At 62.4% G+C, this 12,482-nt stretch carries 11 protein-coding genes; 4 read left to right on the forward strand and 7 right to left on the reverse strand.

The genetic code is table 11. The features are described 5' to 3' along the window. Positions 1–61 precede the first annotated feature (61 nt). The 3 genes from ISN75_RS01835 to ISN75_RS01845 form a co-directional block, all read right to left on the reverse strand. Complete coding sequence (locus tag ISN75_RS01835) at positions 62–763, reverse strand: HAD family hydrolase (protein ID WP_343821788.1); 702 nt, start codon at positions 761–763, stop codon at positions 62–64. An 8-nt stretch (positions 764–771) separates the two neighbouring features. Beyond that, positions 772–2,019, reverse strand: a complete 1,248-nt coding sequence (locus ISN75_RS01840) for a LysM peptidoglycan-binding domain-containing protein (protein ID WP_167258527.1) — start codon at positions 2,017–2,019, stop codon at positions 772–774. Positions 2,020–2,477: 458 nt separating this feature from the next. Then, positions 2,478–3,851 (reverse strand): Do family serine endopeptidase, encoded by a 1,374-nt coding sequence (locus ISN75_RS01845; protein WP_167258529.1) that lies wholly within the window; start codon positions 3,849–3,851, stop codon positions 2,478–2,480. A gap of 495 nt (positions 3,852–4,346) precedes the next feature. Between ISN75_RS01845 and ISN75_RS01850 the strand changes: the two genes are divergently transcribed. The 4 genes from ISN75_RS01850 (at position 4,347) to ISN75_RS01865 (ending at position 9,029) form a co-directional block, all read left to right on the forward strand. Further along, on the forward strand, positions 4,347–6,509 hold the full coding sequence (locus ISN75_RS01850) for an adenosylcobalamin-dependent ribonucleoside-diphosphate reductase (RefSeq protein WP_167258531.1): 2,163 nt from the start codon (positions 4,347–4,349) through the stop codon (positions 6,507–6,509). A 157-nt stretch (positions 6,510–6,666) separates the two neighbouring features. Next, positions 6,667–7,149, forward strand: coding sequence for a histidine biosynthesis protein HisIE (locus ISN75_RS01855; protein WP_168649621.1), 483 nt, complete (start codon positions 6,667–6,669; stop codon positions 7,147–7,149). Positions 7,150–7,255: 106 nt separating this feature from the next. Beyond that, the gene (locus tag ISN75_RS01860) at positions 7,256–8,011 is read left to right on the forward strand and encodes an NrdJb (RefSeq protein ID WP_343821786.1); all 756 of its coding nucleotides are present in this window, start codon (positions 7,256–7,258) and stop codon (positions 8,009–8,011) included. A 526-nt stretch (positions 8,012–8,537) separates the two neighbouring features. Next, positions 8,538–9,029, forward strand: coding sequence for a hypothetical protein (locus ISN75_RS01865; RefSeq protein WP_343821785.1), 492 nt, complete (start codon positions 8,538–8,540; stop codon positions 9,027–9,029). A 74-nt stretch (positions 9,030–9,103) separates the two neighbouring features. On the opposite strand, the gene ISN75_RS01870 is transcribed toward ISN75_RS01865, so the two are convergent. The 4 genes from ISN75_RS01870 to ISN75_RS01885 all read right to left on the reverse strand — a co-directional run bounded on the left by ISN75_RS01870 (position 9,104) and on the right by ISN75_RS01885 (position 11,888). After that, a complete protein-coding gene (locus ISN75_RS01870) occupies positions 9,104–10,021 on the reverse strand; it encodes a hypothetical protein (protein ID WP_343821782.1) in 918 nt (305 codons plus the stop codon). Positions 10,022–10,078: 57 nt separating this feature from the next. Then, the gene (locus ISN75_RS01875; protein WP_343821779.1) at positions 10,079–10,570 is read right to left on the reverse strand and encodes a hypothetical protein; all 492 of its coding nucleotides are present in this window, start codon (positions 10,568–10,570) and stop codon (positions 10,079–10,081) included. A 30-nt stretch (positions 10,571–10,600) separates the two neighbouring features. Beyond that, positions 10,601–11,104, reverse strand: a complete 504-nt coding sequence (locus ISN75_RS01880) for a hypothetical protein (RefSeq protein WP_343821777.1) — start codon at positions 11,102–11,104, stop codon at positions 10,601–10,603. Positions 11,105–11,582: 478 nt separating this feature from the next. Further along, positions 11,583–11,888 carry a hypothetical protein gene (locus ISN75_RS01885; protein ID WP_343821774.1) on the reverse strand — a complete coding sequence of 102 codons (306 nt, stop codon included), beginning with the start codon at positions 11,886–11,888 and terminating at the stop codon, positions 11,583–11,585. Between the last annotated feature and the right edge of the window lie 594 nt (positions 11,889–12,482).

The raw sequence follows: 12,482 nt of genomic DNA on the forward strand, positions 1-12,482 counted from the left end.
TCCTCAAAGCCGCGCACATCCCTGTGCGCTCCCCGCGTACTCCCCGGAGGGGAGAAGAGCTTCACTTCGCAGCGCTCTGTATCTCCAACCAATCCGCCAGCGCCGTCATATCGGCCAGATCCAACTCCGGTGGCGCCCCAAGCGCCTCCGGCCACGCCACGCGCTCACGATTGATCCAAGCCGTGCGCAACCCGGCCTCGCGCGCCCCGGCCACATCCAGCACCGGATCGTCCCCGACATGCAGGATTTCCTCAGGCGCCACCCCTAAACGTTCCGCGGCTGCGGAAAAAATCCGCGGATCGGGCTTCGCAATCCCGGTATCCCGCGCACAGATGTGATGCGCGAAATGCGCGCGGATCCCGATCATGTCGAGGTCCGCATTGCCATTGGTGAGGCTGGCGACGGGGAAGGTGGCGGTGATGCGTTGCAGGGCCGGCAGGCTGTCGGCGTAGAGCTCCACGCTGTTGCGGGCGGTGAAGTAGATGTCCCACAGCACGTCCAGTGGCGCTTCCGCGATGCCGCACGCGGTGAAGGCGCGCTGCATGGTGATGTGGCGCTGGGCGGTGAAGTCGTGGGCGAGTTCCAGGTGTTCCTGCGCCACCTGGGCACGCAGGGCGCGCATGGCCGGAATGGGCCAGGCGCGCGCTACGTCGGGGTAATGCTGGCGCAGGTAGGCGTCCAGCTCCTGGTCGGCACGCTCCAGCGCGGGGAGTACCGGCCAGAGCGTGTCGTCGAGGTCGAGCGTGAGGGCCCGGATGCGCACGGTGCGCGTCAGAGGCCCAGCTTCAGCACCTGGCCGATCTTCACGTTGTCGTTCTTCAGATCGTTCCAGCTGCGCAGGTCGGCGACGGTCACCGAATTCTTCTTGGCGATCAACGACAGCGTGTCGCCCTTGGCCACGATGTAGGTCTTGTCGCCGGTGGCGGCGGCCACGGCTTCGGCCTTCTTCTCGGCGCTGGCGTCGTTGCGCGCCTGCAGGTCCTGCTTGGACTGCTGGGTCAGCTCGGAGGTCGGCGAGGTCGCCACGCGCGAGGCGTACATCGCGCCGGGCGCGGCCACCGGCGTCGGCGTCGCGGCCGGCTCGTTCGACACCGGGCGGGCGCCCACTTCGGCCAGGATCTTGGCGCGGCGCGACACGTCCAGCTCGGCCAGCGCCGGCGCCTCGTCGTACGGCACCAGGTCGTGCTTGCGGGCCACGTCGCGTGCGGCGTCGGTGCCCAGGAAGTCCATGAACACCTTCAGCTGCGCCACCTTCGGGCTGTTGTCGCTGGTGATCAGGTAGACCGGGATGAACAGCGGATAGCTGCCGTCCTTCACCGTGGCCGGGCTCGGCGGGGTGCCGTTGATGTTGATCGTCTTCACCTTGCGGTTGCCGCTGACGCCGGCCAGCGTGGTCACGCCCAGCGCCTTCGGATCCAGCGTCACCGCCTCTTCCAGCTTCATGGTGTTCACGTACAGGCGCGGCGCCGCCACCGGCTGGTTGCCGCGGCCGAACAGCAGCTTGCGCAGGCTGTATTCCACGCCGTCGCCGGGGCTGGCCACGGCGTACAGGTCGATCTCCTGATCGTTGCCGCCGACGTCCTTCCAGTTGGTGATCTTGCCGTAGTAGATGTCGTGCACCTGGCTCAGGGTCAGGCTGTTCACCGGGTTGGACGGGTAGGTGATCATCACCAGCGCATCCCACGCCACCGGCGTGAACACCAGGCTGCTCTCGGCCGTACCGTCCGGACCGCGCGCGGAACCGGCGAAATCGGCGGTGCCCTTGGCCACCGCATCCAGGCCCGAGACCGTGTTGAACGGCTGCACCTCGATCTTGCCCTTGCCGGCTTTTTCGTAGGCCTTGGCCACGTCGGTAACCAGGCCGCGCGCCGTCGCCTGGTCGCCGCGCCAGACCAGCGTGGGAGCGGCCGGCTGGGCGGGCTTCTTGGAAGTCTTGGCTTTGGGCGCGGCCTGCGCCGCGGAAGCGGCGGCAACGCTGAGCAGCGCGACGGAAAGGATGCGTGCGAGACGGAAAGACATAGGTATGGGAAACCCCGGGGTTCGACTGGAGATGGGACCGCGTACTGCCGTCATGGCGCGCATGCGTCGGACAAAGCTGCGGTATTTCATCCGGCTGCTTGAGAACAATCAAGCGAATCAATGCGCTCGGGGTCAGAAAAAACGCCCGGAAACTCCCTCGCCTGCCATCGTGGGGCAAGAAAATGAAATGGGGGCTGACGGGAGGGGTGGATATCAGGGGGTGATGCGACGGGCGTCACGTGTTCACCCGGGAGAACATCGGAAGTGTGAAAGCGTTCGCGAGAACCCCTCAGTTCTCACACCTGAATCCTTCTCCCACCGGGAGAAGGTGGCGGCAGCCGGATGAGGGTCCGGCCGGAGCGGTGTACATCACTCTTGCTACTCCGCCCGTACCCTCACCCCAACCCCTCTCCCGGTGGGAGAGGGGCTAAAGCCGCGATGTTCTGGAGCGCGTCGCATCAACGCACATCGACGTACCGCACACCCTCATCCCCCGACACCACCAGCACCAATTGACGCGGCTTCACCCCGGCCAGCCGCTTCAACGTCGCCAGGTTCGGAATCCGCGCATTCCCCACGCCGATCACCACGTCGCTCACACCCAGCCCGGCCAGCGCCGCCCGGCTCCCCGGCTTCACACTCTGCACCGCCACGCCAGCCACGCCCTGGCTGCGCAGGCTCTGCGGCAGATCGCTGAACGTCACCCCGGCCAGGCGCGGATCCAGCGCCGCCCCATCCACCGTCGCCAGCTTCTCCGGCGTCAGCTTCGCGGTCACTTCGCGGTTGGCGCCATTGCGCTGCACCGTCAGCTTCACCGTGCTGCCCACCGGCAGCAGGCCCTCGGCGTTGCGCAGTTCCTGCGAGTTGCGCAGCGGCTTGCCGTCGATGGCGGTGATCACGTCGCCGGTCTCGATGTCGGCGCCGTCCGCGGCGGAGCCCGCGCTCACCCGCGTCACCACCGCGCCGCTGGCGTTCTTCAGGCCCAGCACCTGGGCGATGCGCGGGGTAATGTCCTGGGTCTCGATGCCGAGGTTGCCGCGGCTCACCTTGCCGTGCGCGATCAGCTGCTCCATCACGTCGCGGCCGAGATTGGTGGGAATGGCGAAGCCGATGCCCACGTTGCCGCCGGAGGGCGAGAAAATCATGGTGTTGATGCCCACCAGCTCGCCGCGCAGGTTCACCAGCGCGCCGCCGGAGTTGCCGGGGTTGATCGAGGCATCGGTCTGGATGAAGTTCTGGTAGCCGGTTCCCCCTAAGCCCGAACGCCCCAGCGCCGACACGATGCCCGACGTTACCGACTGGCTGAGCCCGAAGGGATCGCCTACCGCCACCACGAAATCGCCTACGCGCAGCTTCGAGGAATCGGCAATGGGCAGCGCCTGCAATCCGGTGGCCTGGATCTGCACCACCGCCACGTCGGTGTCCGGGTCGGTGCCGATCAGCTTGCCCTTGAAGTCGCGGCCGTCCTGCAGGCTTACCGTGATGTCGTCCGCGCCGCCCACCACGTGATTGTTGGTGAGGATGTAGCCCTTGGCCGCATCCACGATCACCCCCGAACCCAGGCTCTGCGCCACCCGCTCGCGCTGCGTGCCGGGCACGCCGAAGAACTGGCGGAACACCGGGTCGTCGAAGAACGGATCGCGCACCTGCACGCGCGTCTTGGTGGAGATGTTCACCACCGCCGGCGTCACCTTCTCCAGCATCGGCGCCAGCGAGGGCAGCGGCTGGCCGTCGACGGTAGCGGGCAGGGAAGCCTGGCTGGCCAGCGGCGCGGCCAGGCCGAGCACGGCGGCGAACAGGGCGGCGAGCGGACGGATACGGCGGTGCGACATGGAAAACGACTCCCTTTCGAGTGAGCGCATCCGGCGAGGGACGCGGCGGTTCTGGTCGATCGGCCGGCCGGCATCTTAAGACGCGCGGCACGGCCACTTTGTCGGGACGACAGCGGCTTCAGACAAGCCCTACCGAGCCCTCCGAAATACCTGTCGCGCACATCAGCTAAGCACCGACACGCGCGTCGGAAAGCCGCTCACTTCGACGTAACTCAACGCTGACAGTTCCGAACGTGATCGCGCGCAAAAATCTTTGACATCGGACGATCCCAGGGGTAACTTGCACCTCCGTTCGCACCACAACATCTTGTGTATAGGCGCCGGCGCTCCAACTAATGCTGGTGCCAAAGTGACAGCTCTAGGGGGAGTTGTCGCAGAGTCGGCAGGGGGACGCCAGGCACGGCCTCGCACACAGCGACGTACGCGCGGACGGTCCAAACCAGACTAAGAAAAAACAACGGGGCCGTGAGGCCAAACCGGGAGGTCAGGAAGCCGATGAGCACTGTGCGTGCACCAGCTGTGGGTGCGGAAATCAATCGAGACGGCGTCGCCATGATTCCGCTGCAGCCAGCGTCCTACGATATCTGGGACAAGAAATACCGCCTGAAAGCCAAGTCGGGCGATCCGGTCGACGGCAGCGTCGACGAAACCTACCAGCGCGTCGCGCGCGCGCTGTCCGAAGTGGAAGCCACGCCGGAGCTGCGCCAGCACTGGTTCGAGCGCTTCCTGTGGGCGCTGCGCCGCGGTGCCATTCCCGCCGGCCGCATCACCTCCAACGCCGGCGCGCTGGAGCACAAGCCCGCCACCTCCACCATCAACTGCACCGTGTCGGGCACCATCACCGACTCCATGGACGACATCCTGGAGAAGGTGCACGAAGCGGGTCTCACCCTGAAGGCCGGCTGCGGCATCGGCTACGAGTTCAGCACGCTGCGCCCGCGCGGCGCCTACGTGTCGGGCGCCGGCGCCTACACCAGCGGCCCGCTGTCCTTCATGGATATCTACGACAAGATGTGCTTCACGGTGTCGTCCGCCGGCGGCCGCCGCGGCGCGCAGATGGGCACGTTCGACGTGAGCCATCCGGACGTCAAGGAATTCATCCGCGCCAAGCGCGAGGACGGCCGCCTGCGCCAGTTCAACCTGAGCCTGCTGATCACCGACGGCTTCATGCAGGCGGTGGAGCACGACCAGGACTGGCCGATGGTCTTCCCGGTGCACGTGAAGGAGCAGGACGAGATCGACCTGACCGACCCGGCCAAGGTGGTGTGGCGCGAGTGGCCCACCCACCAGAACTACGTGTCCCGCGAGGACGGCCTGGTCGCCTGCAAGATCTACGGCCACATCCGCGCCCGCCATCTGTGGGACATGATCATGGTCTCGACGTACGACTACGCCGAGCCGGGGTTCATCCTGATCGACAAGGTCAACGAGATGAACAACAACTGGTGGTGCGAGCACATCCGCGCCACCAATCCCTGCGGCGAGCAGCCCCTGCCGCCGTACGGCTCCTGCCTGCTGGGCTCGATCAACCTCACCACCTTCGTGCGCGACCCCTTCGGCCCCAAGGCCCGCTTCGACTGGGACGAATACCGCGAAGTGGTGAAGGTGTTCACCCGCATGCTCGACAACGTGGTCGAGATCAACGGCCTGCCGCTGCAGCAGCAGCGCAACGAGATCCTGTCCAAGCGCCGCCACGGCATGGGCTTTTTGGGTCTGGGCAGCACCATCACCATGCTGAAGATGCGCTACGGCAACGCCGACGCGGTGGCCTTCACCGAGGACGTCTCGCGCGAGATGGCCGTGGCCGGCTGGGAAGTGGCGCTGGACCTGGCCAAGGAAAAGGGCCCGGCCCCGATCCTGGCGCAGGAGTTCACCGTCACCGGCGACATGCTGCGCAAGCGCCCGGAAATGGCCGCCGACGGCTGGAAGGTGGGCGACGCCATCCCCGGCCGCGTGCTGCACGCCAAGTACAGCCGCTACATGCAGCGCGTGGCCTCGGTGGCGCCGAACCTGGTGGCTGAGCTCGCCGAAGTCGGCGCCCGCTTCACCCACCACAGCTCGATCGCGCCCACCGGCACCATCTCGCTGTCGCTGGCCAACAACGCCAGCAACGGCATCGAACCGAGCTTCGCCCACCACTATTCGCGCAACGTGATCCGCGAAGGCCGCAAGACCAAGGAAAAGGTCGAGGTGTACAGCTACGAGCTGCTCGCCTACCGCGGCCTCATCAATGCCGCTGCCATGCCGTTCAGCGACGATCCGCAGTCCAAGCTGCCGGATTACTTCGTCTCCGCCGACGACATCACGCCCAAAGAGCACGTGGATATCCAGGCCGCCTCGCAGAAATGGATCGATTCCTCGATCTCCAAGACCGCGAACGTGCCCACGGACTATCCGTACGAAGATTTCAAGGACATCTACTTCTACGCCTATAAACAGGGCCTCAAGGGCTGCACGACCTTCCGTTTCAACCCCGCCGCGTTCCAGGGCGTGCTGGTGAAGGAAGCCGATCTTGAGAGCACCCTCTACCGCTTCGAATTGGAAGACGGTAGCGTTATCGAACTGAAAGGCAACGAAGAAGTGGAATACGACGGGGAGCTGCACACCGCCGCAAACCTATTTGATGCCTTGAAGGAAGGCTATTACGGCAAGTTTTGAGCACAGGCCGGCGGTTGCCATGCAACCGTCGGCCTGTGTCCGGAAAGCTGTTTTGAAGCCTTGATACACGCAGGCCCACGCCAAGTACTGAACTCACGTCGGAGGGGAAACCCAGATGTCCATTGATACCGATTTCGATTCGATCGCCACGCCGGCCATGCCGGAAGCCCCGGCTGCTGCCGAAGCCCCTGCCGCCCCCAAGAAGGCGCGCAAGAAGGCTGCTAAAAAGGTTGCCAAGAAGGCCGCTCCGGCCAAGAAGGCCGCCAAGAAGGCAGTGAAGAAGGCCGCTGCCAAGAAGACCGCCAAGAAAGCCGCCAAGAAGGCGGTGAAGAAAGCGGGCGCCAAGAAGACCGCCAAGAAGGCGGTGAAGAAGGCCGCCGCCAAGAAGGTCGCGAAGAAGGCGACCAAGAAGGCCGGCGCCAAGAAGACCGCCAAGAAGGCCGTGAAGAAGACGGCCCGCAAGGCTGCAAAGAAGGTCAGCAGCAAGAAGACGGCCAAGAAGGCCGTGAAGAAGACGGCCAAGAAGGCCGCCGTGAAGAAGACCGCCAAGAAGGCGGTCAAGAGGTCCACTGCCAGCAAGAAGGCCGCCGTCAAGACCGCGCGCAAGCCGGCCAAGAAGGTCGCCCGCAAGAAGAAGTAAGCCGTAATACGTGCCGGCCCGGCCTTTGTGCCGGGCCGGTGCGTTTCCGGCCTGTGGCCGTGCAGCGCCGCTCCTCCCGCCAACATCAGAAAAAAGAAGCATCCCTATGGCGATCAAGATCGAAAAGAAGATCAAGGGCTATAACGTCGTCAAGCCCGAGGACAAGGCCGCGCCCGCCGCAGTAGCCGTTCCCGCCGCGCCCAAGGAGGCGCCCAAGGCGGAAGTCATCCAGATGCACGAGAGCCTGGAGCGTCCCGAGACGCTGGTCGGCTCCACCTACAAGATCAAGTCGCCGCTGTTCGAGCACGCGCTTTACGTCACCGTAAACGACATCGTGCTCAACGCCGGCACGCCCCACGAGCAGCGCCGCCCCTTCGAGATCTTCATCAACTCGAAGAACATGGACCACTTCCAGTGGATCGTCGCGCTCACCCGCATCATCTCCGCCGTGTTCCGCAAGGGCGGCGACGTCACCTTCCTGGTGGAAGAGATGAAGGCGGTGTTCGACCCCCGCGGCGGCTACTTCAAGCCTGGCGGCATCTATATGCCCAGCATCGTGGCCGAGATCGGCGCGGTGATCGAGCAGCATATGAAGACCATCGGGTTGATCCACGACCCGGAGATGGACGAGTCGACCAAGCGTCTGATTGCCGAGAAGCGCGCGGCCTATGAGGCGGGCGCAAAAAAAAACACTGAGGTGAGCCAGGCGGCGCCGAGCGTTGAAGCTGAGGCGGCTGCGGGTGAGTCGAGCAACGGGTTCCCGCCGGGGGCTACGTTGTGCGCCAAGTGCAATACGAAGGCGCTGGTGTTGATGGATGGGTGTCAGACTTGTTTGAATTGTGGGTATTCTAAGTGCGGATAAGTCTATGCGCTGGCGCTATAACAAAAAGGCAGCAGCGATGCTGCCTTTTTGTTTTTTATATTCCTGCGCTAATTAAATTAGAGGCTTAAAATGATAGTTACAAAACTAATCCTCAAAAACTGGCGAAACTTCCGTTCGGCCGGTATTTCTCTGCGGGATATGCGAGCCATGAATCCTTGGAGCGAGGCGCGATGGATGCGCCCAACGCTGTATGCAACCTCCCTGAGGTTCAATGAGCCGCTTCAAACGTTCTACGTCGGCGGGCTGTGCATGATGGCGGCTGGCGTTGGCTATTTCGTACTGGGAGTATTCGACGCCAAAGTCCGGTGGCTTTGGGAACTGCCACTCTCGGCCGGGGTTGGCGTATGGCTTGGTGCTCGGCTGTGCGTTTGGGGTTTTCCGAATCGATTCGAGCCGAAAGTGGACTCGCTCTGATCTCGGTTCCGTTCTCTGCCACCTGACCTCGCTGAGTTGCCAACTTATCTAAATTGAAGAGACGAACCCTCATTTTGGACATTCAACAGTGATGAACCTTGCCCCATTGACACCTGTTGTAGTAGGCGTTGTCCTCGCAGCGGTCGCCGCGCTGGGATCTCGAACTCGTCACCAAGTGGTTGACGGTCGCCTCGTCTACAAATTTCCCCTGGCGCTCGCTTACCTGATGTTCGGTATCGGACTTCTCTTCGTCGGCGCGCCTTTCTTGCCCGGCGCCGCTGGAAACATGGACTTCCTGAAGTTCGCGAGCTTCCTCTGGCTGTTCGCGCTGTTTGCAGCAAGCGTTGGCGCCTACTTTCTGAAGTATCGCGTGACGATCGAAGGTGGCCGCGTGTCCGTGGGCAGTTACTTCAAACGCGAGTTCTCCATATCCGACATCGTTGAAGCAAAGCGAATCGATGGGAGTCGAAGCGCTCAGCTTGAGATTTCGCTTCGCAATGGCCGCAACGTAACTATCTCGGGTCTGGTGGCTGACTTTGACAGCCTTGCCAGCCTGATTACTGGCCAAGGGGGACGAAAGTAGTTGGATGGACTCGATCACGTAGGCTTTGCCGATAAGCTTCCTGGCGCTTACGCGCCAGCGTGAGTCATGCATCTTCAATGCGCTTGAAGCAAGCCAAGCTTCAACATCTCCCGTCGCAGTGCTTCAGAATTCCCTTCCTTCGGCCAGCCAATGACTTCTCCTGTCACTTTCCCATCCTTGAGAAAGATAAAGGTGGGTGTCTGCCAGATGCGAACCTCAGGCCAATCGTCGGCAGCGTAGGCGATAGTCATCGGTGTGCCGACGTGCTTTTTGTTCCAGTCCTGGAAAGGGGCGAGGTCGACGCCACGGTCAGCCGGTGCTACCCATATAGACGCTGATCCAAAAGCCTTCGCCAAGGTGGCATCGGATTCGATGGTCGCCGTGGCGTTCTGCGTGAAATGGCAAAGTGGATGAGCCACCACGAGGATGCGGGCTCCTTTGTCGAGGTCGACTTGGCTTCCGGATACTTCATTGCCGATGGGGTCCACCTTTAGTACTGCGTGGCGCACGTCACCGACCGGCGCGCCACGATAGGCGATGGGCTTTGCCAAGCCCGCGTCCTGATGCCTGGCATAGAACGTTGCCATTTCATCGAATTTCCGGCCTTGGAACAGGGCGGCGTAGAATTTCTCGACTTCGCCGGCGGATGCATCGTGACGATCTTCCAGCGCCGCGATGACCCGGCGAAGATCCGAAAGATGCGCATCCGTGGTCTCGTAGAAATCCACGGATGCCGCTGCCATGAACATGGCGTGGAGGTCCCGAGATGTTACCTTGGCCAAGTCCGTCGACGCCACGCTCTTGAACAGCTTGGCGTAGCTAGCGGAGATCAGATGGGTTCTGTCCTCGGACCCGGCGTTATCGCGCGATACCTTTTCGAGCTCCAGATAAGCCTTCTCCCAGCTGGTGAGCTCGTCGTCGCCTGCTCGCACCGAAACTGAAAAGAGAACGCTTGCGGTTACTACAAAGAAAAACAGCAGCCGAGCCAACATGCAGATTCCTCTCCGACCCATCTAAGAAAGGGGGCGGGATACGCCCCCTTTCATCGTTCAACAATTGCTGGTGCACGCGGCCGTGTCGTCCGTCATGCAGGTATGGCCACCCGCGCAGCGGTAGCCCTTCAGGGGCTCGAGCAGCGGCGTGATGCCAGTGGCATTCGTACGCACACCGTTCCTTTGCAGAGTATCAGTCGTCATGCTCTGCATGCCGAATATGCCGAGGACCTGATACACCTGAGCAGGCTTGAGTCCACTCAATGCTGCGTAGTTAAAGCTGGAGAGTCCATGGTTGTCGAATGTCAGGGACCGGAGAAACAGCTCTTTATTGAGAGGCGAGAGCTGATCGAAGGCGCTCCCGTCCCGGTGAGCGGCCATATAGTTGGTCAGATCGTTGGCCGTCTTAACGGGGGCCAGCGCCAGCTCGACGTCCATCTTGGCCCGTGCACTGGCGAGTGCTTGGGAGTCGCTCTGGTCGGAGGCATTTGCAGCGAAAGAGGTGACGGTGATGCCGAGGGAAAGGACGAGCAAGGTCAACTGCTTCATCGGGAAATCTCCTTATAAGGCCAGATGGGCTTAACAAGCATCGCCACAAGCGACGTTGCTTCCCTGCCTGCACGTACCTTTGCCTTCGCAGTAGTAATCCTTCAAAGGCAAGAGAGAGGGGGTGATGGACATGACCTTCTTATCGAGCGGCGAGCTGCCCCGAAGATTCAACTGCGGCGTCAATCCCTGCATGCCGAACAGACTCAGGATCTGGTACGCCTCCGTGGGAGTCAGCGATTCCAGGACGTCATACCGGAGCGTTGTCACTCCCTTCTCATTGAACCGAAGGCTGTCCAGGAACAACCGCCTATTGAGCGGTGGCATCACCATTAAAGGGGAATCGCCTGGATGGCTCTTGAGGTGAAGCTCAAGATCGCGTGGCGACTTGATGGGAGCAGCAGCCAGCTCCAAGGAGCCGCTTTGTTCTGAGCTCGGCTGACTTACGGAGGCTACCTGCGCACCCTCCGTAGCGAGCACATAAGGCGCAAACACCAGCAACGCGGATACCAATCCTGACATTACATACAATTTCATCGTCGAACTCCTTTCGGCTTTCCCCCTGCAATGGTGAAGATTAAGACGGTAGCGCATCAAGCTTCGGTGAATGCTTGTCGTAAAATATCGCGACAGGATCATTGCACATTGCAGTCGAGCTCTCGCTGCGGGGCCACTTACCTCTTGCAAGTGACGAATTCAGTCGTTACGCCCTATCGTCATTCCGGCGTAGGCCGGAATCCAGTGACGGAAATGCCCGATGATCGCGCTGTCGCAAAGACGCAACGTCTCAGCCGCAATAGCGCACACGGATCGCTTCGATCAAACCATACCGCTACTGGATTCCGGCCTACGCCGGAATGACGAGCAAGAACATCAGTCAGGGCTCACCGGCAGTTAGACCTTCGCTTGCACCTGCTGCCACTGCATCCGCAGATGCGCCTGCGCCGCGCCCCGCGTGTGCACACATTGGGGAGCAAAAATTGCCAGGAGGGCAGGAGTAGTTAATTGGAGACAATCATGGCTCCGCGCCTTCGGACTCCACCTCTTCCCGCACCTGCCCCCACTGCATCCTCAAATGCGCCTGCGCCGCGCACCGCATCCCCATATCGATAAACACCCCAATCCCCTCCAACATCACCGGCAGTCGGTCCGCATCGACCTCGCCGCCTTCTCGCACCAGCTCCGCCAACAATCGGACTGAGCTGCACGCGTACTGCAACCACTCCGTGGCGTCATTCAACAACGCATCCGGCCCCGCCTCCGGGGCGGTGTAGTAGATGGCGTGGCGCACGATCCGGGGTTCGCCGAAAACAGTGTCCATAAGCAACTCCTTGCTGGATGCCGCGGCCCTCGTCCGAGAACGGCACGCCGCTGAAAGCTCGGCGTGCCGCGACCGTACGGACTCGAGGGGTCACCGGAGGCCCACAGGATGGGCGCCGGGCGGCTTGATGGATGAAATGTGTGGCGGTGTCAGAAGCTTTCGCCGTCGCGCAAGGCGACGCGCCGGGTAGGACGGCTCGGAATCTTTCCTGCGAAAACTCTTAAACCGCGGTGCTTCAACCGTGTCCGCGTGGTCGTCGGACAGCCCGAGTGGGTGGTGAGGATGCCGCCGAGGGGATCGGCGGGCGGCCGTGTGCCGTATGATCTGGGGTAGCCATGATCAACTCCAAGCGTTGGTGATGGTTAGCGGGTCAGGGGTGTTGACGCACCCTTGGCCCGCGCTCTCACGACATTGCTGCCATGGTTGCCCGCGACGCGTCTTCAACAACAGCGCGGGCAACGCGAAGAAAACTAGCAAAGCAACCTGGGGTTGTCTGTAGTCCGGTGCCCGTATCGCAACCGCGATGCCCCAAAAGCTGCATGGATGCGTACTTTGCCAACTGCATTTAGGTCTAATCCGAGTGTCGCGAGCAGA

The organism is Dyella marensis, assembly GCF_049532885.1.
Taxonomy (GTDB): domain Bacteria; phylum Pseudomonadota; class Gammaproteobacteria; order Xanthomonadales; family Rhodanobacteraceae; genus Dyella_D; species Dyella_D marensis.

Bases quoted from the DNA above. Each gene is read 5' to 3' on its own strand.
- ISN75_RS01845 (WP_167258529.1), bottom strand. From the start codon at position 3,851: ATGTCGCACCGCCGTATCCGTCCGCTCGCCGCCCTGTTCGCCGCCGTG.
- ISN75_RS01850 (WP_167258531.1), top strand. From the start codon at position 4,347: ATGAGCACTGTGCGTGCACCAGCTGTGGGTGCGGAAATCAATCGAGAC.
- ISN75_RS01840 (WP_167258527.1), bottom strand. From the start codon at position 2,019: ATGTCTTTCCGTCTCGCACGCATCCTTTCCGTCGCGCTGCTCAGCGTT.
- ISN75_RS01860 (WP_343821786.1), top strand. From the start codon at position 7,256: ATGGCGATCAAGATCGAAAAGAAGATCAAGGGCTATAACGTCGTCAAG.
- ISN75_RS01885 (WP_343821774.1), bottom strand. From the start codon at position 11,888: ATGGACACTGTTTTCGGCGAACCCCGGATCGTGCGCCACGCCATCTAC.
- ISN75_RS01875 (WP_343821779.1), bottom strand. From the start codon at position 10,570: ATGAAGCAGTTGACCTTGCTCGTCCTTTCCCTCGGCATCACCGTCACC.
- ISN75_RS01855 (WP_168649621.1), top strand. From the start codon at position 6,667: ATGCCGGAAGCCCCGGCTGCTGCCGAAGCCCCTGCCGCCCCCAAGAAG.
- ISN75_RS01865 (WP_343821785.1), top strand. From the start codon at position 8,538: ATGAACCTTGCCCCATTGACACCTGTTGTAGTAGGCGTTGTCCTCGCA.
- ISN75_RS01880 (WP_343821777.1), bottom strand. From the start codon at position 11,104: ATGAAATTGTATGTAATGTCAGGATTGGTATCCGCGTTGCTGGTGTTT.
- ISN75_RS01870 (WP_343821782.1), bottom strand. From the start codon at position 10,021: ATGTTGGCTCGGCTGCTGTTTTTCTTTGTAGTAACCGCAAGCGTTCTC.